The 24,747-nt window shown below is 75.1% G+C and carries 25 protein-coding genes; 11 read left to right on the top strand and 14 right to left on the bottom strand.

Annotated features, from left to right (window positions below; all coding sequences use genetic code 11):
- The first annotated feature begins 213 nt into the window (after positions 1-213).
- Positions 214-1,344: a lactonase family protein gene (locus tag QK440_RS03745; protein WP_282791477.1), complete on the top strand. Its 1,131-nt coding sequence runs from the start codon at positions 214-216 to the stop codon at positions 1,342-1,344.
- 87 nt (positions 1,345-1,431) lie between these two features.
- On the opposite strand, the gene QK440_RS03740 is transcribed toward QK440_RS03745, so the two are convergent.
- The 4 genes from QK440_RS03740 to QK440_RS03725 form a co-directional block, all read right to left on the bottom strand.
- Positions 1,432-2,016 carry a cysteine hydrolase family protein gene (locus tag QK440_RS03740; RefSeq protein ID WP_282791476.1) on the bottom strand — a complete coding sequence of 195 codons (585 nt, stop codon included), beginning with the start codon at positions 2,014-2,016 and terminating at the stop codon, positions 1,432-1,434.
- 88 nt (positions 2,017-2,104) lie between these two features.
- Positions 2,105-2,821 carry a DUF2470 domain-containing protein gene (locus tag QK440_RS03735; RefSeq protein ID WP_282791475.1) on the bottom strand — a complete coding sequence of 239 codons (717 nt, stop codon included), beginning with the start codon at positions 2,819-2,821 and terminating at the stop codon, positions 2,105-2,107.
- 212 nt (positions 2,822-3,033) lie between these two features.
- Positions 3,034-3,681 carry an MBL fold metallo-hydrolase gene (locus tag QK440_RS03730; RefSeq protein WP_282791474.1) on the bottom strand — a complete coding sequence of 216 codons (648 nt, stop codon included), beginning with the start codon at positions 3,679-3,681 and terminating at the stop codon, positions 3,034-3,036.
- The gene (locus QK440_RS03725; RefSeq protein ID WP_282791473.1) at positions 3,681-4,766 is read right to left on the bottom strand and encodes an S-(hydroxymethyl)mycothiol dehydrogenase; all 1,086 of its coding nucleotides are present in this window, start codon (positions 4,764-4,766) and stop codon (positions 3,681-3,683) included. Before QK440_RS03725 ends, QK440_RS03730 begins: the two co-directional genes overlap by 1 nt.
- 109 nt (positions 4,767-4,875) lie before the next feature.
- Here QK440_RS03725 and QK440_RS03720 point away from each other — a divergent pair, with 109 nt between their 5' ends.
- From QK440_RS03720 to QK440_RS03705, 4 genes are all read left to right on the top strand, one after another.
- A complete protein-coding gene (locus tag QK440_RS03720; protein WP_282791472.1) occupies positions 4,876-5,700 on the top strand; it encodes an ABC transporter permease in 825 nt (274 codons plus the stop codon).
- 10 nt (positions 5,701-5,710) lie between these two features.
- Positions 5,711-6,202 (top strand): glutathione peroxidase, encoded by a 492-nt coding sequence (locus tag QK440_RS03715; protein WP_282791471.1) that lies wholly within the window; start codon positions 5,711-5,713, stop codon positions 6,200-6,202.
- A 167-nt stretch (positions 6,203-6,369) separates the two neighbouring features.
- Positions 6,370-6,582: a hypothetical protein gene (locus tag QK440_RS03710; protein ID WP_282791470.1), complete on the top strand. Its 213-nt coding sequence runs from the start codon at positions 6,370-6,372 to the stop codon at positions 6,580-6,582.
- A 162-nt stretch (positions 6,583-6,744) separates the two neighbouring features.
- Positions 6,745-7,137: an STAS domain-containing protein gene (locus QK440_RS03705; protein WP_282791469.1), complete on the top strand. Its 393-nt coding sequence runs from the start codon at positions 6,745-6,747 to the stop codon at positions 7,135-7,137.
- Here QK440_RS03705 and QK440_RS03700 read toward each other — a convergent pair.
- The 5 genes from QK440_RS03700 to QK440_RS03680 form a co-directional block, all read right to left on the bottom strand.
- Positions 7,134-7,598 carry a hypothetical protein gene (locus tag QK440_RS03700; protein WP_282791468.1) on the bottom strand — a complete coding sequence of 155 codons (465 nt, stop codon included), beginning with the start codon at positions 7,596-7,598 and terminating at the stop codon, positions 7,134-7,136. The genes QK440_RS03705 and QK440_RS03700 overlap by 4 nt on opposite strands.
- A 202-nt stretch (positions 7,599-7,800) precedes the next feature.
- Complete coding sequence (locus QK440_RS03695) at positions 7,801-8,445, bottom strand: GNAT family N-acetyltransferase (protein ID WP_282791467.1); 645 nt, start codon at positions 8,443-8,445, stop codon at positions 7,801-7,803.
- Positions 8,446-8,794: 349 nt separating this feature from the next.
- The gene (locus QK440_RS03690) at positions 8,795-9,388 is read right to left on the bottom strand and encodes an XRE family transcriptional regulator (RefSeq protein WP_282791466.1); all 594 of its coding nucleotides are present in this window, start codon (positions 9,386-9,388) and stop codon (positions 8,795-8,797) included.
- Positions 9,389-9,411: 23 nt separating this feature from the next.
- Positions 9,412-9,891: a peptidase inhibitor family I36 protein gene (locus tag QK440_RS03685; RefSeq protein WP_282791465.1), complete on the bottom strand. Its 480-nt coding sequence runs from the start codon at positions 9,889-9,891 to the stop codon at positions 9,412-9,414.
- Between the two features lie 176 nt (positions 9,892-10,067).
- A complete protein-coding gene (locus QK440_RS03680) occupies positions 10,068-10,817 on the bottom strand; it encodes a helix-turn-helix transcriptional regulator (RefSeq protein WP_282791464.1) in 750 nt (249 codons plus the stop codon).
- A 216-nt stretch (positions 10,818-11,033) separates the two neighbouring features.
- Here QK440_RS03680 and QK440_RS03675 point away from each other — a divergent pair, with 216 nt between their 5' ends.
- From QK440_RS03675 to QK440_RS03660, 4 genes are all read left to right on the top strand, one after another.
- Positions 11,034-12,311, top strand: coding sequence for an MFS transporter (locus tag QK440_RS03675; protein WP_282791463.1), 1,278 nt, complete (start codon positions 11,034-11,036; stop codon positions 12,309-12,311).
- A 213-nt stretch (positions 12,312-12,524) separates the two neighbouring features.
- On the top strand, positions 12,525-13,010 hold the full coding sequence (locus tag QK440_RS03670) for a GNAT family N-acetyltransferase (RefSeq protein WP_282791530.1): 486 nt from the start codon (positions 12,525-12,527) through the stop codon (positions 13,008-13,010).
- Between the two features lie 214 nt (positions 13,011-13,224).
- The gene (locus QK440_RS03665; RefSeq protein WP_282791462.1) at positions 13,225-14,418 is read left to right on the top strand and encodes a glutamate--cysteine ligase; all 1,194 of its coding nucleotides are present in this window, start codon (positions 13,225-13,227) and stop codon (positions 14,416-14,418) included.
- Positions 14,419-14,568: 150 nt separating this feature from the next.
- Positions 14,569-15,846, top strand: a complete 1,278-nt coding sequence (locus QK440_RS03660; RefSeq protein WP_282791461.1) for a serine hydrolase — start codon at positions 14,569-14,571, stop codon at positions 15,844-15,846.
- On the opposite strand, the gene QK440_RS03655 is transcribed toward QK440_RS03660, so the two are convergent.
- Positions 15,822-16,553, bottom strand: coding sequence for a siderophore-interacting protein (locus QK440_RS03655; RefSeq protein ID WP_282791460.1), 732 nt, complete (start codon positions 16,551-16,553; stop codon positions 15,822-15,824). The two genes, QK440_RS03660 and QK440_RS03655, sit on opposite strands and share 25 nt — an antisense overlap.
- Positions 16,554-16,701: 148 nt before the next feature.
- A complete protein-coding gene (locus QK440_RS03650; RefSeq protein ID WP_282791529.1) occupies positions 16,702-17,115 on the bottom strand; it encodes an SsgA family sporulation/cell division regulator in 414 nt (137 codons plus the stop codon).
- Positions 17,116-17,388: 273 nt separating this feature from the next.
- Between QK440_RS03650 and QK440_RS03645 the strand changes: the two genes are divergently transcribed.
- Both QK440_RS03645 and QK440_RS03640 read left to right on the top strand, forming a co-directional pair.
- Complete coding sequence (locus tag QK440_RS03645; RefSeq protein ID WP_282791459.1) at positions 17,389-18,741, top strand: carboxyl transferase domain-containing protein; 1,353 nt, start codon at positions 17,389-17,391, stop codon at positions 18,739-18,741.
- A gap of 74 nt (positions 18,742-18,815) precedes the next feature.
- Positions 18,816-20,420, top strand: coding sequence for an ATP-dependent DNA ligase (locus QK440_RS03640; RefSeq protein ID WP_282791458.1), 1,605 nt, complete (start codon positions 18,816-18,818; stop codon positions 20,418-20,420).
- Positions 20,421-20,528: 108 nt separating this feature from the next.
- Here QK440_RS03640 and QK440_RS03635 read toward each other — a convergent pair whose 3' ends face one another.
- The 3 genes from QK440_RS03635 to QK440_RS03625 form a co-directional block, all read right to left on the bottom strand.
- The gene (locus QK440_RS03635) at positions 20,529-21,758 is read right to left on the bottom strand and encodes an MFS transporter (RefSeq protein WP_282791528.1); all 1,230 of its coding nucleotides are present in this window, start codon (positions 21,756-21,758) and stop codon (positions 20,529-20,531) included.
- Positions 21,759-21,817: 59 nt separating this feature from the next.
- Positions 21,818-22,888: a PLP-dependent cysteine synthase family protein gene (locus QK440_RS03630; RefSeq protein WP_282791457.1), complete on the bottom strand. Its 1,071-nt coding sequence runs from the start codon at positions 22,886-22,888 to the stop codon at positions 21,818-21,820.
- A gap of 1,024 nt (positions 22,889-23,912) precedes the next feature.
- Positions 23,913-24,461, bottom strand: coding sequence for a hypothetical protein (locus QK440_RS03625; RefSeq protein ID WP_282791456.1), 549 nt, complete (start codon positions 24,459-24,461; stop codon positions 23,913-23,915).
- Positions 24,462-24,747 lie beyond the last annotated feature (286 nt).

Raw genomic sequence — 24,747 nt, 5'->3', positions numbered from 1 at the left:
CGCCCAGCCCCCGCACTGCCGCGCGAGAAAACCTGCCCGCCCCCGCGCGGCGCCGCCTCTGCCCCGGCATGACCGACGTGCCGGACACCTCCGCGTTGCACAGAATGCAACTCGTGGTGCACCTCTTGCTTGTTCAACCGTTACGGGTCCAGGGTGTCTGCCACACGGCTCACACAGCTCACAGGTTCCCCACCCGACACGTGAGGTTCAGCCATGGACAGACGACGGTTCATCGGTACGACGCTGGCCGCGACGGCTCTCGCCGGGGCCGCGGCGCCCGCGGCGGCCGCCCCCGGCCCCCGCCGCGACCGGCCCCTCTTCCTCGGCACGTACACCTCGCAGCCGGGCGGCGGCACGGGCATCGGGCTCGCCTCGTACGACGAGGCGAGCGGGCGCGTCACGACCACCGGGGCGCTGACCGGGGTGCCCGACCCGTCGTACCTGGTGCCGCACCCCTCGGGCCGGACGCTGTACTGCGTCAACGAGCGGCCCCAGGGCGGCGTGACCGCCGTGGCGCTCTCCCCCGACGGCTCCCACCGCGTGCTCGGCACGCGCGACACCGGGGGCGCCGGCCCCTGCCATCTGTCCGTGCACCCCGGCGGCCGCTGGCTGCTGAGCGCGAACTACACCTCCGGCAGCGTGGCCGTGCACCCCGTCGCGGCGTCGGGGGCGCTCGGCGAGCGCACCGACCTCGTCACGCACACCCAGCCGGCGCCGGGCCCGGGCCAGAGCGGCCCGCACGCCCACCAGGTCGTGACCTCCCCGGACGGCCGCCACGTCCTGGCCGTCGACCTCGGGACCGACACCGTGTACACGTACCGCCTCGACACGAGGGCGGGCACCCTGCGCCTGGTCGCCCAGGTGTCGCTGCGGCCCGGCGCCGGGCCCCGTCACCTGGCGTTCCACCCCTCGGGGCGCTTCGCGTACGTCGCCGACGAGCTGGACAACACCGTCGTGGTCTGTGCGTACGACCCCGCCGACGGGCGCCTCACCCCTGGCGCGCCGCAGTCCACGGGGACGCCGCCCGGGGTCACCAACTATCCGGCGCAGCCGCTCGTCACGCGCGACGGCCGCTTCGTGTTCCTGGCCAACCGCGGGCACAACTCCGTCGCGCGGTACGCCGTCGAGCGGGGCGGGGCCCGGCTGCGGCTCCTGGGCACCACGCCGGTGGGCGGGGACTTCCCGCGCCACCTCGCCTTCTCCCCCTCGCAGCGGTTGCTGTTCACCGCCAACCAGCGGTCCAGCTCGGTGAGCATCTTCCGGGTCGACGCGCGGACCGGCGAACTGGCCCTGAGCGGCGAGCCGTTCGCCGCGCCGGTCGCCATGTGCGTGCTGCCGCTGTAGGCGCCGCGGAGGTGCGGGGCGGTGGTGTCCGCCGCCCCGCGGGCCTACCGGAGCCCCCCCTCCCGGGCCGCTCCTGACGGGCTCGGCTCAGGAGGCGACGAAGCTCACGTCGTCCGCGCCGGGCACGATCTCGACCTCGTCGCCGAGCGCCCACTCGGCGACGCGGGACACGGTCGCCGCCGGCACGGCGTCGCTGATGCCCTCGGCCGCCGGGATGTCGTACGTGCCGTGGGCGTCGTGGGGCACGACCACGCGGAACTCCAGGTCGAGCGCGGTGCGCGCGGTGGCGCTGACACACATCTCCGACATGACGCCGCAGAGGGCGAGCGAGGAGACGCCCTCGTCGCGCAGCAGGTCCTCCAGTTCGGTGTCCTCGAACCCGTCGTCGTACAGCTTGCGGATCACGACCTCGCCGCGGTCGGTGTCCACGGGCAGGTGGAGCCGCCAGCCGGGGGTGCCCGGCTCGTCGGTGGCGCCCTCGGGGCCGTCGTTCTGGAGCTGGACGACGAGGGCGTCGGCCGCGCGGGCCTTGGCGATGAGCTGCTCGGTGCGCTGGAGCACACGCTCGGCGTGGGGGATGGCGTCGCGGCCGGAGACGAAGGCGGACTGCATGTCGACGACGATCAGGGCTTGGACCGGATCGTTGGGCAAGGACTTACTCTGCGCGCTCATGGCGCCCATCATGCCTGGGCCGCCGCCACGACCGGCACTGGCCCCACCGTTGCGCCGCCGCGCCATCCGCCCTGCGGGAAGCGGCGGTTCAGGCCTCGGGCGGCGCCGGGCGCAGCGCGGGACGGCGCAGCAGCCGGGCCTTGGTGAGCAGGGCGTGCATCCGCTCGGTCACCTGGCCGAGGTCCTCCACGGGGGCGTGGAAGGCCAGGCGTACGTCGGCCTGGCTGCTGACGCGTTCGAGGCGCAGCGTGAGGCCGTACCGGTCGATGGCGAGGGGTTTGACGGCGACGACGCCGCTCAGGCTCTCCGCCGCGATGAGCCGGGTGAGCTGTTCGACGGCGTCGGGGTGGGAGTCGGCGAGGTGGGTCAGGAGCCGTGACTCGGCGTGGGCGAGCGGGTCGTGGTCGGCCAGGGCGAACTCCTCCAGGTCGATGCCGGTGCGCCCGTAGGTGTCGTGCAGCACGACGGCGACCGGCTCGAAGAGCAGCTCGTCGCGGTCGGCCCTGAGCGAGCCGGAGAGCCAGAGCCGGGCGCGCACCCGGTCCCGTACGGGGACCGGCGCGACGTCGGCGAACTCCACGAGCGTGGTGGGCTCACCCCGTGGCGCGCAGATGAGGGCGGCGGCCAGGGCGCTGTCCCGCGGCGGGTCGAGACGCACCGTGCCCCGCTCGGTGACGCTGTGGGCGCCGAGGAGCTCGTCCCTGCCGATCTCGGTCGTCACCGCGCAGGACCAGGCGGTGGCCAGCACGGAGCGGGCGCGGGCCGCCGCTGCGGGCATGGTCGTGCTGACGTGTCGGACACCCATCTCCAACCTCCATTAGGTAAGCCTTGCCTAACTTATCGGAGATCGGGAGTGACGGCCAGGCCGCACCTCTTCCTTAGGGGGCTTCACCCTTCACCCGTTGTGGCGCTTCGCGCCTCGTCCTCAAGCACCGGACGGGCGGTCATGTCCCCTGTGGCAGCACAAAGCCACCCTCGGGTGGGACCGGGGGTGGCTCTGGGCGGTGCGGGTGGGCGTCAGTGGCCGCGGGTGATCCATTCCTCCACGTGGGCGGCCTCGTCGCCGATCGTCGTGTGGTCGCCGTGGCCGGTGCGTACGACCGTCTCCGGCGGCAGTGTCAGCAGCCGCTCGCGGATCGACTCGATGATCGTCGGGAAGTCGCTGAAGGACCGGCCGGTGGCGCCCGGGCCGCCCGCGAACAGCGTGTCCCCGGTGAACACGGTGCCCAGCGCGGGGGCGTACAGACTGACGGCGCCGCGGCAGTGGCCCGGGGTGTGCAGGACCCGCAACGTCACTCCGGCGACGGCCAGTTCCTGCCCGTCGGCCAGGTCGCCGTCCGGGGCGCGGTCGGGGTGGGTCAGCTTCCACAGCTCCAGGTCGTCCGGGTGCAGCAGGACGGGCGCCCCGGTGCGGTCCGCGAGCGCGGGCGCGGCGTCGACGTGGTCGTCGTGGGCGTGGGTGCACACGATCGCGACGACCCGCCGGCCGCCCACGGCCGCCGCGATGGCGTCGGCGTCGTGCGCGGCGTCGATGACGAGGACCTCGCGGTCGTCGCCGACGATCCAGACGTTGTTGTCGACGTCCCAGGTGCCGCCGTCGAGGGAGAACGTGCCGGAGGTGACGAGGTGCTCGACGCGGACCGGGCCCGCCGTCGCGGGGGACATCAGAAGACCACCACCGAGCGGAGCACGTCGCCGTGGTGCATGCGCTCGAAGGCCTCCTCGACCTCGTCGAGCGCGATGGTCTCGGTCACGAACGCGTCCAGGTCCAGGCGCCCCTGCCGGTAGAGGTCGATGAGCATCGGGAAGTCCCGCGACGGCAGGCAGTCGCCGTACCAGCTCGACTTGAGCGCGCCGCCGCGCCCGAAGACGTCGAGCAACGGCAGGTCGATGCGCATGTCGGGGGTCGGCACGCCCACCAGGACGACCGTGCCCGCGAGGTCACGGGCGTAGAAGGCCTGCTCGTACGTCTCCGGGCGGCCGACGGCCTCGATGACGACGTCGGCGCCGAAGCCGCCGGTGGCCTCCCGGACGGCCTCGACCGGGTCGGTGGAGCGGGAGTTGACGGTGTGCGTGGCGCCGAGCCCGCGGGCGGTCTCCAGCTTCCGGTCGTCGACGTCGACCGCGATGATCTTCGCGGCGCCGGCGAGGCGCGCGCCCACGACGGCCGCGTTGCCCACGCCGCCGCAGCCGATGACGGCGACCGAGTCGCCGCGGCCGACCCCGCCGGTGTTGAGGGCGGCGCCGATGCCCGCCATGACGCCGCAGCCGAGCAGGCCCGCGGCGGCCGGGGACGCGGCCGGGTCGACCTTGGTGCACTGCCCGGCGGCGACCAGGGTCTTCTCCGCGAACGCGCCGATGCCGAGCGCGGGCGTCAGCTCGGTGCCGTCGGCGAGGGTCATCCTCTGCCGCGCGTTGTGCGTGTCGAAGCAGTACTGCGGGCGGCCGCGCAGGCAGGCCCGGCACTGGCCGCACACGGCACGCCAGTTGAGGATCACGAAGTCACCGGGCGCGACCTCCGTGACGCCCTCCCCCACCGCCTCCACGACACCCGCGGCCTCGTGGCCGAGCAGGAACGGGAAGTCGTCGTTGATGCCGCCTTCGCGGTAGTGCAGATCGGTGTGACAGACCCCGCAGGCCTGGACCTGCACCACGGCTTCGCCCGGCCCGGGATCCGGCACGGTGACCGTCTCGATCCGCACCGGTTCGCCCTTCGCGCGTGCGACCACGCCGCGCACTTGCTGCGCCATGACTCCTCGCCCTTCTGTCGCTGCGTACGTCCGTCCCGCGCGCTCGCCCCGCCCAGGGCCGAACGCGCCGGTAGGAGGAGCGTACGGCCACCCCGCCTAGGGTGTGCGTGTGCCTGTCCTCGCTGCTCAGACCCTGCTGCCGGTCACCGCGACGCTCGGCGCCGCGCTGCTGGTCCTGCTCGTCGCCGCGGCCGCGACGGCCGCCGTGTTCCGGCTCGCGCCGGACGGCTCCCGCGGCCGGGCCCGTGAGATCGCGGTGGCCGGGGTCCGGGCGACGGCTCAGCTCGCCGCGGTCTCTCTGCTCATCGGCTGGGTGGTGCGCCACGTCCCGGCCCTGTTCGCCTTCCTGCTGCTGATGTTCGCCGTGGCGACCAGGACGGCGGGGCGCCGCATCACGCCGAACGGCACCTGGTGGTGGGCGGCGGTGCCCCTGGCGGCGCCCGTCGTGCCGGTCGTCGCCGCGCTCACGCTCGCCGGGCTCGTACCGGTACGGGGCATCGCCATGATCCCCGTGACCGGCATCCTCATCGGCGGCGCGCTCACGGCCACCGTCCTCGCCGGGCGCCGCGCCCTGGACGAGCTGCGCGCCCGCCACGGCGAGTTCGAGGCGGGCCTGGCCCTCGGTCTGCTCCCGCACGACGCCCGCCTGGAGCTGGTCCGCCCCGCCGCGTCCGACGCCCTGCTGCCCGGACTCGACCAGACCCGCACCGTCGGTCTCGTCACGCTGCCCGGCGCGTTCGTCGGCATGCTGCTCGGCGGCGCGTCCCCGGTGCAGGCGGGCGCGGTGCAGCTCTTCGTCCTCGTCGCCCTGATGGCGGTGCAGGCCATCGCCACGGCCGTCACCGTGGAGCTGGTCGCCCGCGGCAGGCTGCACCGCGAGGAGCCGCCGGAGGCCACCGCACCCGGCTCCCCGCGCCCCGCGGCCGGGGCGTAGGCTCCGCGGCATGTCTGTCTACGACGCAGTAGAGATCGAGAGCCTCCAGGGCGGCCCCGCGAACCTGTCGCAGTACCGCGGCAAGGCCGTCCTGATCGTCAACGTCGCCTCCAAGTGCGGCCTCACCCCGCAGTACGCGGGCCTGGAGCGGCTCCAGGAGACGTACGGGCCGCGCGGCTTCACCGTGCTCGGAGTACCGTGCAACCAGTTCATGGGGCAGGAACCCGGCACGTCCGCGGAGATCGCCGAGTTCTGCTCCGCGACGTACGGCGTGACCTTCCCCATGACGGAGAAGGTCGACGTCAACGGCGACGACCGCCACCCGCTCTACCAGCGCCTCGTGACCGCGGCGGACGCCGAGGGCCACACCGGCGACATCCGGTGGAACTTCGAGAAGTTTCTGATCTCCGCCGACGGCACGGTCGCGGCCCGCTTCTCGCCGCAGACCGAGCCGGAGTCCCCCGAGATGGTGGCCGCGATCGAGGCAGCGCTGCCCGCCTGAGGCGCTTGAGGCGTGAGAGAACCGGTCTTCGGCGAATGGCACCCCGTCTGCCCTGAAATGCCATGGCGCAAACTCTTCCCCCGGGCGCGTCCGCCATATATGTGGCCCTGGCTCACGGCGGTTGACGCCGCCGTGGCCCGGCCGCCGGCCGCCGCGTTGTCCAGGGCATGGAGACCGACGACGCAACCCCCCACGTACTCGCCCAGCTCGTCGGCGCGTACTGGCTCGACTCCCCCCACCTGCCGCAGCCGCACCGCTGCTGCGCCCCGCACGACACGTCCCCCGGCTGCGAGAACGACGACCCCGGTACGCCCCGTGCCCGCTCCCGGCCCGCCCGGAAGGCGTGCGCGGCCCGCCGTGCGCGCAGCAACTCCGTCTGAACCGGGGCCGCGCCGGGCGTGTGCGCGGACCGGCGGGAAGCGGGTACGGAAGCACGCCGGCACCAGGGGGCGTACGTGCACGCAGAGGCCTTCGCGGGCGGCGGCTCCCGGCGCCCGCCCCGCGACCGAGGCACCTCCGACCATCCGATAGGTACTTCTCCCATGGCGTCGAGCAACCCGTTGACCGTGGACGTCGTCGACGCCCTCGACGCCGTGCTCATCAGGGCCAGCGGCGATCTGGACCTGGCCACCGTGCCCCAGCTCGCCGACGTCCTCGCGCGGACGGAGCACCGCGCCTGCGAACTCGACCTGGCGCAGGTGACGTTCGCCGACTCCACCGCGCTGAACCTGCTGCTCGCGCACTACCGCCGGGCCGCGGCCAAGGGCGGCGCGCTGCGCCTCATCGGCGTCTCCGAGCCGCTGCGGGTCATCCTCGACATCACCGGGACCGCGCACCTCTTCCAGCCCGACCTCGGACCCGGGCCCGGCACCGAGCCCGGCGCGGACACCGACGGCCCGGACCCCAACGGACCCGGCCCCGGCTCACCCGGCTAGTACCAGGCGCCGCACCAGACGTGAGCGCCCGCGCTGTTGACGGTGCAGGTCCTGACCTTCAGGTCCCTGATCTTCACATTCGGGTCGGTGTGCAGGCTGGTGTGCACACCGCTGTCGCTGCCGTCCGCGACGGTGTTGAGGGTGCGCGTCACGGGCTTCCAGGTGCCGCCGCTCAGCCAGGAGTAACCGGCTTCGAGGCGGGCGTCGTTGCCGTCCTTCTTGAGGTCCCACATGTTCCCGTAGACGCCGCCCTTGCCGGCCTCCCAGTCCACGCGGACGAGGATCCGCGAACCCTGGGTGCCGTCGTGCGGGGTGAGGACGTTCCGGGAGTTGGCGTACTGCGCCTCCCCGGCGACCCAGTGCTCGGGCGCGGCCGACGCGGGCGCGACCGCGGTCACTGTGGCGAGCCCGGCTCCGGCCAGCGGTACGAGGACACGCGTGGGCACCTTGGCGAACTGCATGACTCCCCCTTCTGCGCCCCGGTCCACGGGGCGCGGCTCCGCCCCGGTCCACGGGGCCTCGGTGATCGGGCGGCCCACCCAAACACGCCGCCGCCGAGCGTGTCATCGGCTATAGGGGGTGACGCTCCTGTCGCGGGTGGTGTTCTCGCCACATAGGGGTCAGGGCGGGGTTCGGGGCTCCGGGGCGGTCCCGCGCCACGCCCTACGGCACCTCCCGCGGCCGGTAGACGCACGCCGCCAGCGGGGCCCGGAGCGTCCAGCCCAGCGTCTCGTACAGGGCGCGGCCGTCGTCGGTCGCGCCCAGCACACCCAGGCGGGCACCGCGCGCCAGCGCGTCCCGCGCGAGGGCGCGCATCACGTAGCCGCCGAGGCCGCGGCGGCGGTGCGCCGGGGCGGTCACGACGCGGTCCACGACGGCCGCCTCACCCAGGACGGCCATCTGCCCCTGTGCCGCGAGCGCGCCCGTCCCGTCGTGGACGCGCAGGAAGGTGACGCCGTCACGGGTCCCGGTCGTCGGCGCGTAGCCGTCCGGCAGCGCCGGGGCCGCCGGCCGGAGGTCCACGGCCATCAAGTATCCGGACTCCTCCTTGTCGACCACCCACCCCTCCGGCAGCCACGGCTCGACGCCCTCCGCTTCCGCGGGCACCTTCAGCCAGGTGTCCGGCACGCTCACCGAGGCGGCCGCCGCGCGCACGGCCGACTCGGTGGCGTGCGGCAGCACATGGCGCCCCACCTGGCCTGGGCCCCGCACGTCGAGGTAGACCCCCCAGGGCCGTACCACCGGCGGTGGCGTACGCCGCGACACAGCCCAGCCCGCCGCCCAGGTCCTGACAAGCTCCGCCACCATGCGGTCCTCCCGAGAAGTCGTCGTGTGCGCTGCCGCCCCACGTTGTTCAGTAAACCGCACACTAGACCAAAATATCGTCCACATCGAGAGGTGTCCCGCCGCCGATGGCACAGGGAGAAAAGCCGCAACGGCCGTCCCGGGCGGCGCGATTGCGCATCAGCACCTGACGGAGAGGCGTCCGCAGAGGCTGCGGCGGCAGGTGCCGTCGGACAGCGGCGGGGTGGCGGCGCCCCCCGGTTCGGAAGGCCACGGCGATCCGGATGCCGCGCTCGGTCGGGCACCGGGCCCGCAACCTGCCGCCTGCGACAGCACGATGCCCCGCGTCAGGCCCTCGCTGGTACAGGCTGGACTAGTACAGGCTGGAGAAGAGCACGACGACCATCTGCGCGGCTTCGTCGCCGTCGTTGCGGAAGGTGTGCGGATGGCCGGCGGCCCACTGGACGCAGTCCCCGGCACGCAGGACGTGGTCGATGCCGTTGTACCGGGCCACGAGTGTGCCCCGGGTGACCATGACCAGGTCGGTTCCCTCGTGCTGGAGGTCCTCGGTCAGGCCGCTGTGCGGGGCGAAGTCGCCGGTGACGACCTGGTAGCCCAGCTCCGGCGCGCGCAGCAGCCGGTAGACGACGCCCGGGGCGCGGTCGAACGTCTCCTGCTCCTCCCTCGGGTACAGCGCGGGCGCCGCACGGCCGCGCGAGAAGCCGAGGAAGGAGCCGACGTCGTGGCCGAACACCTTGGCCAGGCGCCCGAGCCGCTCCAGGGCGATGTCGGTCTCGCCGCGCTCCAGGGCGGCGAGGAAGGACACCGAAAGGCCGCACTCGGCGGCCACTTGGCGCAGCGACATGCCCCGCTGGGTACGCAGTCGGTGCAGCACCTCGCCGGGCGGCGGGAAGCCCAGCTCCGGATCCCTGGTGGTCGTGCGGGGCGAGGGGTCCGGAGCAGCCATGCCCGCATCCTATGGCCGCCGCGTCAGCGGGCGGGGCCCCGCCCGCCCTCGCCGGGCGGGGTTCCGCAGCTGGGGCCGCCGGGTCCGTCGAACTGCACCGAGCTGAAGAAGTCCTGGTAGGTGGGGAAGAAGTTGCCCTTGCCGGTCGGGCCGGAGGACGTGACGGCCGTACAGCCGGTGTACTGCGCGTCGGACCAGAGGTAGATGGTCGAGGGCGTGCGGTTCCAGTCGGACTTGGAACGGTCGTCCATGCCGAGTGCCGCGAGGTCGGGGGTGTTGCCCCGGAGCTTGATCATGTCGCCCGTGCCGTCGAGGCCCGAGAACATGCAGTAGTAGCCGTCGGGGCACCGGTCGTACCCGTCGGCCGCGGGGGCGGTGGCCGCTGTGACGGAGCCCGCGGAGACCGCGGGGCCCGCGGTGGCCGGGACCAGGATGGCGGTCGCGGCGGCCACCGCCGCGACCAGCGCGGGAAGCCGCTTCCTCATCGTCCTTGCCTTGCGCATGTTGTTCCGCCTTCGCTGTCGGGGCCCGCCGGGTCCGCGAGCTGCGGTCGCCGGTCGGCGGCGCGCGGGCCGGTCCCAGGCTGGTCGACGCGCCCGGCGCGCCGCGATCCCCCACAGAGGCGGCGCGTTCAGCGCGGGCAGGGCGCGCGGGGCGCGCGGGCGGGGCCCGGCAGGGGTCAGGACCGCCGCTGGTGCGCGCCCGGGGTGTAGCCGAAGAAGCGCCGGAAGACGTCGATGAAGGCGCTCGTCGAGGACCAGCCGCAGCGGTGCGCCACCGCGGTGACGGGGGTGTCGTCGGCGAGCATCAGCAACGCGTGGTAGAGCCGCGACTGGGTGCGCCACTGCGGGAAGGTCATACCGAGTTCGGCGCGGAAGAGGCGGCTGAGCGTGCGCTCCCCGACGCCGGTGGCGGCACCGAGCTCGGCGAGGGTGCGCGGCTCCGCGGGGTGGTCGTGGACGAGCGCGCAGACCGCCGCCAGGCGCGGGTCCTCCGGCGTGGGCAGGCGTACGGGCTGCTGCGGGGAGGCGCGCAACTGGTCGCGCAGGACGGCCCGCAGGCGGCGCCGCTCCGGGCCGGCGTCCTTGGGCCCGCGGGCGTACTCGATGATCAGTTCGCGCAGCAGCGGGCTGACCGCGAGGACGGTCGGCTCGTCGAGACCCAGCGGGTTGTCGTCGGCGGGCAGGCCGACGAAGTACATCTCCAGGTGCCCGTACGCCCGGTGCGAGTGGACGGTGCCCGCGGGCACCCAGATGGCGCGGGTGCCGGGCGCGCACCACGTACCGGCGTCCGTCGTGACCGCCACGACGCCCGACCCGGCGTAGGCGATCTGGTGGTCGTCGTGGCGGTGGGCGTCGATGCGGTCGCCGGGGGCGAGGACGCGGACGTGGGTGGGGGCGACAGGGGTGTGGCGGACGGGTTCCGGCATGGGTGCGGGATGCTCACTGGACGGCGGAAGCTGGCGGGTTTCCGTCAGACCTTGGCACTTTATCGGAAGCCCGACAGCCACCCGGGTGGCGACGATCGAAACGTGTCCACGCCTTCATCGCCCTCTACGCCCCCTTCATCCCCTTCGCCGTCTTCGTCTTCCCCTTGCGCTTCCCCTGCCGCGTCTCCTCCCTCCCGCAACAGGCCCCTCACGCTGATGTCCCTGGGCCACACCTGCGTCGACGTCTACCAGGGCGCGGTGGCCGCGCTGGTGCCGTACTTCGTGGCCGAGCGCGCGTACGGCTACGCCGCCGCCTCCGGCATCGTGCTGGCCGCGTCGCTGCTGTCGTCGGTGGTGCAGCCGCTCTTCGGCGCGCTCACCGACCGGTGGGCGCTGCCCTGGCTGCTGCCGGTGAGCACGCTGGTCGGCGGCGCCGGTGTCGCGCTCAGCGGGGTGTTCGGCTCGTACACCCTGACCCTGGCGGTCGTCGCCGTGTCCGGGATCGGTGTCGCCGCCTACCATCCCGAGGCCGCCCGCGTGGCGCGCGTCGCCAGCCGGGGCAGCCACACCGCGATGGGCTGGTTCTCGCTGGGCGGCAACATCGGCTTCGCGACGGCGCCGTTGCTGGTCGCCGTCGTCGTCGCCACCGGAGGCCTGCGCGCGTCACCGCTGCTCGTCGTCCCCGCCCTGGCGGGCGCGGCGCTGTGCGCGGCGGCGCTGCGCGAGATCAGGGCGCCCCTCGCGGCGACGGCGGCGGCCGCCCGCGCGGCCAAGGACGCCGGTGCCGACGACTGGCCGTCCTTCCTCCGGCTCTCCGGCGCGATCGTGTGCCGCTCGATCGTCTTCGTCGGGCTGAGCACCTTCATCTCCCTGTACGTGCGCGAGCGCTCCGGCGGCGGCGAACTCGCGGGAACGGTAGCCCTGTTCGTGCTCTACGTCGGCGGGGCGGTGGGCACGGTCGCCGGCGGACGGCTCGCCGCCCGCTACAGCCGGGTCGTGGTGGTCCGCCGGTCGTACGCCCTGACCGTGCTCGCGGTCGCCGGGGTCGTCCTCGTCCCAGGCCCGTTGCTGTACCTGTTCGTGGCCCTCACCTCGGCCGGTCTGTACGTGCCCTTCTCCCTGCACGTGACGCTCGGCCAGGACTACCTGCCGAGCCGCGTGGGCACCGCCAGCGGTGTCACCCTGGGCCTGACCGTCAGCGTCGGCGGGGTCGCCAGCCCGCTCATCGGCGCGCTCGCCGACGTCACGTCGCTGCGCACCGCTCTGGCCCCGCTGATCGCGCTGCCCGCGCTCGGCTGGCTCCTGATCCGCACCCTGCGCGAACCCGCCCTGCCGGAGCCCGTCACCGAACCAGCCCGGCCGGAGCCCGTCGCCGAACCGGCCCGGCCGCAGGCTGCGGCACCCGTACCGGCCGCCGAGGCGCCTTGCTACGATCACCCGGCGCGCGCTGACTCCGCGCCCGCACGCGACTGCCGCTCCGACGAGGGAGGTTGATGAATATGGCCTGCCAGGCCCGTCATCGGCATGCCCAAGTCCGGGCCGCGCAAGGACAGTGAGCGGCCCGGTCGACCACACGACCAGGAGTGTCACGTGTCCTTCCCTTCTTCCTCGGTGCCTTCCAGCAGCTCTGCGGCGCCGTCCAACCCCACACCCGCCACCGGGGCTGCGGCCCTCTCGGCAACCCCGTCCGCCTCGCCGTCCTTCACGGTGACGGGGGCCGGCCTCACCACCGACCGGCTCCTGCTGCGCCCGTGGTCGTCCGCCGAGCTCGCCGCCGTCGGTGACGGCGACCGGCTCGCGGACTGGGCCGAGGACTTCCCCGCCGAGGGCGACGGCGTCATCGCCGGGTTCCTCTCCGCGCACCCCGAGGGCCTGCACCCGTACGGCCACCGTCTGATCGTCGAGCGCGACAGCGGCCTCGTGGTCGGCTCGATCGGCCTGTTCTGGCCGCCCCGGGACGGCGCCCTGGAGGTGGGCTACGGCGTGGTGCCGTCCCGCCGGGGCCGCGGCTACGCGCCGGAGGCCGTCCGGGCGGTGGTGGAGCACGCCCTGACCGGCCCGGACGTGCACACCGTGTACGCGACCGTGGAACTGTCGAACCCGGCCTCGGTCCGTGTCCTGGAGAAGGCCGGGCTGCGGCGCCGGAGCGAGGACGCGACCACCGCCCGCTTCCGGGCCGTGGCGGGCGACTGACCCGGGCCGGGGCGGGTGGCCGCGCCTTGGTCGCCCGCCCCGGCGTCCGCCACGCCCGGCCGGGGCGCCCGTGCCGGGAGCGCGGGATCGTACGCCTTGCGCCCGTCCGGGGGCGCCCGCGCCGGGTGCGCGGGACTGTACGGCCCTTACTGGCCAGGCATTTGGCGATATCGCGTCAGAGCCGGTCATGGCATCGCGTGCCACCATGGCCGCTATGGGGAACTTCGGGGACATGGCCGGGAACGCCGGTCCGCCACCGGCCGCGCGCGACGCCCTCCGGAGGGACCGCCGGCGGGCACCGGCGGTCACGGTCGGCGTCGAGGAGGAGTACCTCCTGGTCGACCCCGTCTCCCGGAAGCTGAGCCCCAGCGCCGACAAGGTCGTGGCGGGGGCCTGCGGCGAACTGGGGGACCGCGTCTCGACGGAGATCACGCGGTACCAGGTCGAGGGGCGGACCGACCCCCACACCGACCTGGCCGCCCTGGCCCGGCAGCTCCGGGCGACGCGCGGCAGCATCGCGCGGGCGGCGGGGCGCCTGGGGCTGCACATCGTCTCCAGCGGGACGCCGGTCCTCGGACACCCGGTGCCCCCGCCGTTCACCGGCGGGCCGCGCTACGCCGAGAGCCTGGCGCAGTTCCGCGCCCTCGACCACGAGCAGAGCACCTGCGCCTGCCACATCCACGTCGGCGTGCCCGATCTGCCGACCGCCCTGCGGGTGAGCAACCATGTGCGCCCCTGGCTCCCCGCCCTGGTGACGCTGGCGGCGAACTCGCCCTTCTGGGGCGGTCAGGACACCGGGTACGCGAGCTGGCGCACCCTGGTCTGGGGGCGCTGGCCGGTCTCGGGGCCGCCGCCGTTCTTCGAGTCGCAGTCCCACTTCGAGGACCTCGTCGGCGACCTCATCGCCACCGGGACGACCCTGGACCGCGGCGGCGTGTACTGGGACATCAGGCCCTCGCACCACGTGCCCACGGTGGAGGTCCGGGTCGCGGACGCGGCGTCGACGGTCGACGACACCGTGCTGCTCGCGGGCGTCGTACGCGCCCTGGCCGACACCGCGCTGCGGGAGACGGCCGCCGGGCTCCCGCCGCCCCGCCCCGAGCCGGAGATCCTGCGGGCCGCCTGCTGGCGGGCCGCGCGCGACGGCCTGGGCGGCGCCGGCATCGACCTGTCCACGCGCAGGCTGGTACCCGCGGCCGCGCAGGTCGACCGGCTCCTCGACCGGACGCGGCCGGCCCTGGAACGCCACGGCGACCTCCCGCTGGTGAGCGCCGCCTGGGCCCGGCTGCGCGCCCACGGCACCGGCGCGGACCGCCAGCGGGCCGCCTTCCGGCGCCACGGCAACCCGGTCGACGTCGTCGACCACCTCATCGCGTCGACCGCGCGGGCCGAGGACACGGCGTTCTGACCCCCGCGGGGAGCGGCGGCGCGGGCCCGGGCCGCCGCCAGGCCCGCGGAGCGGCCCGTACCGCCCGAGTGGGGGAGCCGCGGGCACCGTACGGCCCCGGGCGGGCCACGCCGATCTGCGCGCTCCGGGGCCCGCTCCTACGGTGGCTGAATGGCCCTCAGACTCCTGCCGCCCTCTCTGCGCTGCGCCTTCGTCCGTACGGCTGTCCGTACGACGGCCCTCACCACGGGGGCGCTGCTCTGCCTCACCGGCACGGCCGCGGGCGCCGAGCCGTCACCGCCCGAGCGGCGCCCCTCGTACTCCTCGACCCTGCTCGACCGGCCCGGTACGCAGGTGCGCCCCGGCGTCGGCGCCCCGGCGCTGCCGGGTGAGGTGTCCGCCCTGTCGTGGGTGGTGGCCGACGCCCGGACGGGCGAGGTCCTTGCCGCGCGCGACGCGCACCGCCGCCTGCCGCCCGCCTCCACGCTCAAGGCCCTGTTCGCGCTCGCGGCGCTGCCCCGGCTGCACCCCGACGCGCGGCACCGGGTCACGGAGGCGGATCTGGCGCGTGTCGGCGGCGGCAGCAGCCTGGTGGGCGTGGCCGCCGGGCGCAGCTACCGCGTGGCCGACCTGTGGCGGGGGGTGTTCCTCAGCTCCGGCAACGACGCGGTGCACGTGCTCACCGCGATGAACGGCGGCATGGACCGCACGCTCCGGCAGATGCGTGCCAAGGCCCGCGCCCTCGGCGCCCGCGACACCCGGGTGGTCTCCCCCGACGGCTACGACGCACCGGGGCAGGTGTCGTCCGCGTACGACCTGGCGGTGTTCGGCCGGGCGGGCCTCGCGGACCCGCAGTTCGCCCGCTACTGCTCGACGGCGCTCGCCTCCTTCCCGGCGGGCGGCTGGTCGTACCCGATCCGGAACACCAACCGGCTGCTCACCGGCGCGGGCGGCGTGGCCCGCTACCCCGGCCTGATCGGCGTCAAGAACGGCTACACCAGCCGCGCCGGGAGCACCCTCATCGCCGCCGCGCACCGGGGCGCGCAGACCCTCGTGGTGACGGTGATGAACCCGCAGAACGGCGGGCTGGAGACCGTGTACGAGGAGGCCAGGCTGCTGCTCGACTGGGGCTTCGAGGCCATGGGCCGCGTACGGCCGGTGGGTTCGCTGCTCCCGGCGAGGCCGCGGACGGCGCCGGACCAGGCCCGGCCCGCGGGGACCGGCGCGCTCGTGCCGCCGCCCGGCTCCGGCGGCTCGGACTGGCTGGCCATCGTCCTGGGCGGCACGGGCGCGGCGGTGCTGCTCGCGGGGTGCGCGGTGATCGCCCGGCGGCGTGCGGCCCCGGCGGCCCGGCGGCCGGGCCTCGCCGTCCTCGGCGCGGGGGGCGAGCCGCTCGGCGGCGACGCGGCGGAGCGGCGGTCGTCTCAGCCGCGCTCCGGGCGCCAGTAGCCGAGCGCGTGCACGCGGCTCTTCGGCAGGCCCAGTTCCTTGCGGACGTAGGCGGCCAGGGCGCGAGTGGTGGCCGTGTCGCAGGTGATCCACACGTACGCGTCCGGTGCGGCGTCCACGGCCGCGGCAAGGCCCGCCTTCGCCCGCTCGACCAGGTCGGCCCCGGCGGCGCGGCGCTCGATCCGGTGCACCTCGTGCAGCGCCGGGTCGGTGTGCAGCGGCAGGTCGCGGTCGGAGGGCTGCTGCGTCTCGAACCAGATCGTGGCCGGTACGCCCGGCACCGCGGCGAGCAGGGAGTTGATCGCGGGCAGCGACGCGGGGTCGCCCACGACGAGGAGGCGGGACGGCACCGGCTCGGGCGCCGTGAAGCCGGTGCCCTGCACGGTCGCCTCGATGGTGTCGCCGGGTTTGGCCGTGCGTGCCCACTCGCTCGCGCGGCCGTCGTGCAGCGCGAACTCCAGGCTGAACGTGCCCGCATCGGGGTCGGGGGCGACGAGGGTGTAGGCGCGCTGATGCGGCCTGCCCCCGTTGTCGAACCACAGGCGCACCCACATGGTGGGGTGCACGCCGGTCTGCGCGAGCATGCCGCCGTCGGTGAGATGAACGCGGCGGTAGTGGTCCGTCACGTCCTCGGCACCGGTCACCGTGAACCGGAAGTCCTTGCCGCGGAACAGCTTGAGGACGACGCCTTCCCAGCCATGCCCCACTCCGGTCTCCTCCCCTGAGATCCTCGTACGCCCGTCTCACGTGGAACAGGACGCACGTGATCGAGTTAGGGAAGCCTAACCTGTTGCACGCGTAGGGGACGCGCAGGGGGAGCCCACCGGGATCCGGGGCGGCCGGATCCCGCGCCCGTCACACGCCGCCGAGCAGTTCGGTGAGCTCCCGGTCCAGGTCGAGGCCCGCCTCCTCGCCGTCCGGGCCCACCACGGCGTACGACCGCGAGAGGAAGCGCCGCAGCACGGCCCGGTCGAACTGCACGAGCGCCAGGCCGTCCGGGGCGTGGAACTCCAGGACCGTCCGCGCCCGCCCGCACGGCCAGACGTGCACGTCCCCGGTGCCCGCCGGGGCGGTCAGGCCCTCCTCCAGGAGGCGGCGGGCGAAGACCCAGTGGACCTCGTCACCGTCCAGGGACACCTCGGGCGGGAAGGTGACCTGCACCGCGAACGGGTCCGACGCCGTGTAGCGCAGCGTCACCGGAATCGGGCGCTCCCGGCCTTCCGGCGTGACGAGACGGGCGCGTGCGGACTGCTTGAGCGTGACGGGCATGGCCGGGCTCCACTTCTGCTGTTTCCTTACCCCTACGACCTCGTAGCGGGTGCCCTGATTACGGACGCGCATGAAGAGATTGCCGTGACCTGTGTCACTTACCCAGGAGATTTGCGGCAACAGCGACTTAGGCTTTCGAACTCTCCCAAACCGCCCACAGCGGTACAGGAGTGCCCTGTCATGTCCGGCGTCCCCGCCGCGGGCCCGTGCTCACCCGTCACCGGGCCTGGGCGATCTCGACGGGGCACGGAAGATCGGGTAGGAGTACGAGGCGTGTCCACTCCTCAGCCGTCCAGCGCCGCCGGACGTGTCTCCGCGCGCGAGGCCGTCGCCGCCGTCACCGCCGACTTCACCGAGTTCCCGGAGCCGCCCGGGCGAGCGCTCCCCGACGGGCCGCTGGGCTGGTCGGGGTACGGCGCCGCGCGGGCCGCGGCGGCCGAGCGCACCGGGGAGACGGAGTCCGTGGTGTGCGGCACGGCGGTCGTGGGGGGCGTGCGCGCCGTCCTCGTCTCCTTCGAGTTCGGCTACCTGGGCGGCTCGCTCGGCGAGCGGACGGGCGACCGCCTCGAAGCGGCGTACGCGGCGGCCCGCGCGCACCGGCTGCCGCTCGTCTCGCTCGTCGCCACCGGCGGCAGCCGCATGCAGGAAGGCATGCGGGCCCTGTCCCAGCTCCAGCGCGTGGCGGCCCAGGCGGCGCTCCACCGCGCGGCGGGACTGGCGCAGGTCGCCGTCCTGCGCGACCCGACGACAGGCGGCGGCTGGGCCACCCTCGGCGCGGGCGCCGACGTGGTGCTCGCGCTGCCCGGCGCGCAGGTCGGCTTCGCGGGGTCGCGGGTGCGGCCGCCGGACGCGGACCCGGCGGCGTACACAGCGGAGGACCAGCTCGCGGCGGGTGCCGTCGACGCGGTCGTGCCGCCGCACGAGCTGCGTCCGCGCCTCGGGCACTGGCTGCGGCTGCTCACCTCGCCCGCCGCGGGGCCCGCCGCGCCGCCGCGCGCGCTCGGGGACACCCGGCCGTCCGGCACGGGCTGGGAGGCGGTGCGCCGGGCCCGCGCGCCGGAACGGCCCCGCGCCGCGGCCTACCTCGACGCCTACTTCGCCTCGCGCGAGCCCGTCAGCGGGGACCGCTGCGGCGGCACGGACGCGGGCCTGCTGTGCGGTTTCGGGCTGCGCGAGGGCCGCTCCGTCGCCTACGTGGCCCAGTGCGGCACCCCGACACGGCCCGCCGGCTACCGGACCGCGGCCCGCCTCATCCGCCTGGCCGACCGCCTCTCCGTGCCCGTGCTCACGCTGATCGACACGCCGGGGGCCGCGAACGACGCGATGGCCGAGCGGGCGGGCGCCGGGGCCGCGATCGCGGACGTCTTCGCGGCCGTCGCCGCCGCGCGGGTGCCCGTCACCAGCCTGGTCGTCGGCGAGGGCGGCTCGGGCGGGGCGCTCGCCCTCGCCGCGCCCGGCCGCACCTGGGCGACGCCGGACAGCTACTTCTCGGTGATCGCCCCCGAGGCGGCGGCCGCCATCCTCAAGCGCCCCCGCGCGGACGCCCCGGCCCTCGCCGACGAACTGCGGGTACGCCCGGAGGACCTGGTGGACCTGGGTGTCGTACGCGGCGTCGTCCCGCGCTGACACACCCCCGCGGGCGGCACCCGGAAAGATCGGCCCGCGGTGCGGGACCGTGCCGCACGGGGCAGGATGGCCGCATGTTGTTCGCCCGGGTCGCGGAGGTCTCCAAGGGAGTGGCGGCGACCGCGGCGCGGTCGCGCAAGACCGCGCTGCTCGCCGAGCTGTTCCGCGCCGCGGAGCCCGCCGACGTACCGGTCGTCATCCCGTACCTGGCGGGGCGGCTGCCGCAGGGCCGGATCGGCGTGGGCTGGAACGCGCTGAAGGATCCCGTCGCCCCGGCGGCCGCGCCGACGCTCGCGGTGCGGGACGTCCACGCCGCGCTCACCGCGCTCGCGGCGGTGGCGGGCGCCGGGGCGCAGGCCGAACGGCGACGCCTGGTCCAGGAGTTGCTGGGCGCGGCCACGGCGGACGAGCAGCGGTTCCTGATCGGCCTGCTGAGCGGGGAGGTGCGGCAGGGGGCCCTGGACGCGCTGGCCGCGGAGGGGCTCGCGCAGGCCACCGGGGCGCCCGCGGCGGACGTACGGCGGGCGGTGATGCTGGCGGGCGAGCTGACGCCGGTCGCGCGCGCCCTCCTGGAGCGGGGGCCGGACGCGCTGGCGGACTTCCGGCTGACCGTGGGCCGGCCCGTGCAGCCGATGCTGGCGCACAGCGCGGCGACGGTCGGTGAGGGGCTCGACAAGCTCGGCCCGTGCGCGGTGGAGGAGAAGCTGGACGGCATCCGCGTCCAGGTGCACCGGGACGCGGACGACGTACGCGTGTACACGCGCACCCTGGACGACATCACGGACCGCCTGCCGGAAGTCACCGCCGCGGCGCGGGAGATGGCGGGCGGCCGGTTCATCCTCGACGGCGAGGTCATCGCGCTGGACGCCGCCGGGCGGCCCCGCTCCTTCCAGGAGATCGCCGGGCGTGTCGGCTCCCGCCTCGACGTGGCCGCCGCCGCGGCCGGACTGCCCGTCTCCCCCGTCTTCTTCGACGTGCTGTCCGTCGACGACCGGGACCTGCTCGACCTGCCGCTGCACGAGCGGCACGCGGCGCTCGCGCGGCTCGTGCCCGAGCCGATGCGGGTGCGCCGCCTCGTCGTCGACGGCCCCGCCGACGAGGCGGCCCGCCGCGCCGCCGACGACTTCTTCGCCGCGACGCTGGCGCGCGGCCACGAGGGCGTCGTCCTCAAGGGCCTCGACGCGCCGTACAGCGCGGGCCGCCGGGGCGCGTCGTGGCTGAAGGTCAAGCCCGTGCACACGCTGGACCTGGTGGTGCTCGCCGCCGAGTGGGGGCACGGGCGCCGCACCGGCAAGCTGTCCAACCTCCACCTGGGGGCACGCCGCGGCGACGGCACGTACGCCATGCTCGGCAAGACCTTCAAGGGCCTGACGGACGCGCTCCTCGCCTGGCAGACCGAGCGGCTGCGGGAGCTGGCCGTCGATGACGACGGCTCCGTGGTGACCGTCCGCCCGGAGCTGGTGGTCGAGATCGCCTACGACGGCCTGCAGCGGTCCACGCGCTATCCGGCCGGGGTGGCCCTGCGGTTCGCGCGGGTGGTGCGGTACCGGGAGGACAAGCGGCCGCAGGACGCGGACACGGTGGAGACGGTCCTCGAGCAGTACGGCGCCCGGAACGGCGGCGAGGGCTCCGACGGTCCCGAAGGCTCCGGCAGGTCGGAAGGCTCCGACGGTTCCTGAGGGCGTGGGCGGCACGACAGGCCCAGGACCCGCGGCGTTGCAAACGCCGGGTGGCGGCCGGGGCAGGCGCCGGGTGACGCCTGCCCCTGTCCCCCACGGATCAGCGGGTCAGACCGCCGCGGGCCGGGGCGCGGGTGACGCCAACCGGCCGCTGCGGTGCAGGCCGTGCAGCGCGGCCGCGCAGGCGAGGCCGAGGGCGAGCAGCGCGGCCCAGGGCAGCGCGGGCACGCCCGCCTCGCGGGCGGCGTCCAGGGCCGCTCCGGTGAGGAGGTTCCCGAGCGTGATGCCGACTCCGCAGACGGTGTTGTACAGGCCGTAGTGCGTGGCGACGAGACGGTCGCCGCAGAGGCGGACGATGGTGTCCATCTCGAACGGGTACGCGATCATCGTGCCCACGGCCAGGAGCAGCGCGGCGAGCGTCGGCGGCACCGCGGCGAGCAGCCAGAGTCCCGGGCCGGGGGCGGGCACGGGCACCGCGGTGGCGAGCAGCAGCGGCACGAAGGCCAGGCCCATGACGGCCAGGCCCCGGACGAGGGCCTGCCCGGGTTCGTAGCGGGCCTTGCACCAGGCGGTGACCCGCGTCTGGCCGACGATGGTGCTCAGCCCGCTGACGGCGAAGAGCACGGCCACGGCCACGGTGCCGAACCGCCCGTCCCCGCCGAGCCTGCGCACGTCCAGGGGCAGCGCCAGGTAGACCTGGAAGGTCAGGACGTACGAGCCGATCATGGCGGTGGCGAACAGCAGGAACGGGCGGTTGGCGAGGATGCCCCGCCACTGGGCGAGGATCCGCTCCCCCGTGCCCTGGTCGGCCTTCCGTCCCCCGCGGGCGGGCAGGGCGCGGATCTGCACCACGGACAGCAGCGCGAAGATCCCCGCCGACACCAGGCAGGTGACCCGGAAGTCCACCCCGGTGAGCACCATGCCCACCAGCGGCCCCAGCAGGATTCCGGCCTGGTAGAAGACGTTGAACAGGGCGAACGCCTCGACCCTGCGCTCCCCCGCGTCCGCCGCGAGGTAGGCGCGCACGGCGGGGTTGAACAGCGCGCCGGCGAGGCCGGTCGCCGCGGAGGCGGCGAGCAGCGCGGGCAGCGAGCCGACCAGGCCGAGCGTCGCGAAGCCCAGGGTCCGCAGGACGCAGCCGGCGACGATCAGGGGCTTGTAGCCGAACCGGTCGGCGAGGGTGCCGCCGACGAGGAACATGCCCTGCTGGCTGAAGTTGCGGACCCCGAGGACGAGTCCGACGAGCCAGCCGGCGAGGCCGAGCGTCCCGGACAGGTGGGCGGCGAGGTAGGGCATCAGCATGTAGAAGCCGAGGTTGATGGTGAACTGGTTCACCATCAGGAGCTGGACGCTGCGCTCGTAGGACCGCAGCTGGCCGAGGGTGCCGAGGGTGCCCTTCACCGGGCCGCCTCCGGGGCGGCGGTGCCGGGCAGGGTGAGCGGGTCGACGACGTCGGCGCACCGGGTCCAGCGGTGCACCTCCTTCTCGTCCGGGCGGCCGATGACGTCCGGTTCGGCGGGCGGCGGCGCGTCGAGCAGGCCGTGGCGCGCGCAGTAGTCGTCGTCGTAGACCGTGCTCAGGTAGCGCTGGGGGCCGTCCGGGAAGACGGCCGCGACACGGGTGGCGGCGGGCCGGGTGCGGGCGAGCCAGCCCGCGACGAGCGCGACGGCGCCCACGCTCCAGCCGCCGGTGGCGTAGTGGGACGCGGCGAGCCGGCGGCAGGTCCACACCGCCTCGTGCGGGGCGACCCAGTGGACTTCGCTGAAGGTGTCGTAGGCGACGTTGCGCGGGTAGATGCTGGAGCCGAGGCCCCGCATCAGCCGGGTCCGGGCGGGCTGGCCGAAGATGGTCGAGCCGATGGTGTCGACGCCCACGATCTCGACGGCGGGGTGGAGCTGGCGCAGCACGCGGCCGACGCCCGCGGAGTGCCCGCCGGTGCCGACGCTGCACACGAGCACGTCGATGTGGCCGAGCTGGGCGCCCAGTTCGAGCGCCAGCGGGGTGTACGCGCTGGTGTTGTCGGGGTTGTGGTACTGGTCCGGGCACCAGGAGCCGGGGTGGGCGGCGAGGAGTTCGGTGACGCGCTCGCGGCGGGCCTGCTGCCAGCCGCCGGTGGGGTGGGCCTCGGTGACGATGTCGACCCGCGCTCCGTAGGCGCGGAGCAGACGGGTCATGGAGGGTTCGAGTCCGGGGTCGGTGACCAGGGTGACGGGGTGCCCGTACGCCATGCCGGCCAGGGCCAGCCCGAGGCCGAGGGTGCCGCTGGTGGACTCGATGATCCGCCCGCCCGGGCGCAGCTCGCCCCGGGCCCGGGCGCGCGCGACCATGTGCAGGCCGGGGCGGTCCTTGATGCCCCCGGGGTTGAACCCTTCCAGCTTGGCCCAGAAGCCGCGGCCGGCCGGGGCGAGGGGCTCGGACACGCGCAGCAGGGGCGTGTTGCCCACGAGTGCCGCCAGGGCGGAGGGCACCGGGGGGTCGGCAGGGGCGGGGGACGTCGGGGGTGCACAGGGGACCGACGGGGCCGGGACGGACGGGACCGGGAGGGGCGGGACCGGGACGGACGGTACGGGGGCGGACGGGACGGGGGCGGACGGGACGGGGAAGGCCGACGGCGCGGAACGGTCGGCAGGCCTGGCGGTGTTCATCGGTGACTGCATCGACTGCTTCTCTTTTCGCTCTCGCTCGACGAATGCGCGGTGCGTGTTCATCTCGCGTCGCGGCCCCGCGGCGGACGGGCGACCCGTCGCGGAGGCGCGTGCGCGGCGGCCGCTGTCGCGGCCGCGGGCGAGCGGTCTAGATGCGCCACCGGGCCGTGCGGGCGAGCGCGGCACGGCCGGTCCGCGCTCTTCGGCACTGGTACGCACGCCGGGGTCGCGGCCGGCGGAGGACCACGACGGTGGCAGCCGATGCCGCCGCTCCGGCCCCGGCGGGCGCGTGCTCCGCCGCCGGGGCGGCAGGCGGGCGCAGGGGCCCGTCCGGGGCGCACTCCTCGGCTCCGTGGTGCTGATGGGGGCGGTGGGGTTCGGCGTCCCCCGAGGGGGAGGGGGCGGCCGTGGCGGTGAGGGGCGGCGGGACGGGCCCGCGGTTCTCCTCCAACGGCCCGTGCGCCAGGGCGCACAGCGCCATGACGGTGAGCAGGGCGCCGCGCACGAACGCGGCGAACCGCCGCGCCCACGGGGAGCGCCATGGGGAGCGGACGGGCAGACGGACGGACCGACCGACGGGCTGACCGACGGGCAGACAAAGGGGCGGGCGGAGGGGTACGGACACGGGTTCTCCGGTCGTCGGCCCGCACGAGGAGGGCTCCCGCGGACTCCTCGGGGCCCCTCACGGCTCGTGTGGTCCTGGAGGGGTTTTCGAGGGCGGCAGCCTCTCGCGGAGGCGACGACAGACGTGGATCGGGTGTGGGGGGCGGCGCCTGCGCGGTCCGGCGGCCCGCACCCACCGCTTCGCTACAGAGGCGGAGTAGGGCAGGACGCCGGACGGAAGGCTCTAAACCTGCTGCACCACGGACGACTTGAGGCCCGCCGAGGACGTCGCGGCGCCTTCCGCACCGCCGGGGCCCCGCCCGGCCGGGCGCTGTCCGGAGGTGTCGGGCCGCCCTACGGAGGGCGCGAGGCACGGCGGCGCCGACGCGGACCCCTGTACCGGCTGCCCGGAGGCACACTGCTCGCCGGGGTGCGCAGGGCCCGGGGTCCCGTGCCGGTCGTCGGCCGCACCCAGTGACACGGTGGTTCCGGTGCCGGTGTCCGGCACGCGGGCTTCCGGTGTCTCGGCTCGCAGGGCGTCGCCTTGCTGCGCGCCGCCGCCATCCTGTGCTTCGACTCGCTGCACGACGGCTTGCCGCACGTTGGCTTGCTGTACGTCGATTCGCTGCACATCGACTCGCTGCACATCGACTCGCTGTACGTCGGCCTGCGGCGCGGCCTCTGACGTGCCCGGCACGGACACCGCGCTGGTGACCACGTGGCCTTGGGCGGTCTCGGCGCTCGCGCCGTGTGCGAGGGCGACGCCGAACAGCAGCACGCCGAAGGCCAGCAACCGCAGCAGCGGACTGCCGGCAGCACGGGCCCGCGCTATGCGCCGGGGTGACCAAGCCGTAACCACGCCGTGATCCTAACCAGCTCCGGACGGGGCCCCGCCAACTCCCCTGAAACAACCGCATTCCGCCAAGCAAATGACCGATAACCGCTTCGAACTCCTGCGCTCCGCCGCCGCACACCGCCGTGCCCGGGGCGCGGGGCCGGGGGATCAGGAGCCGGGGCCAGGAGTTCGAACGTTCCGGACTCCCGCCACGTCATAGACGTATCCGTCGTCGAAAGGACCG

Source organism: Streptomyces sp. CC224B (genome assembly GCF_030010595.1).
GTDB lineage: Bacteria > Actinomycetota > Actinomycetes > Streptomycetales > Streptomycetaceae > Streptomyces > Streptomyces longispororuber.
The sequence above is the reverse complement of the archived record's forward strand: the minus strand, read 5'-3'. Positions and strand labels throughout refer to the sequence as shown.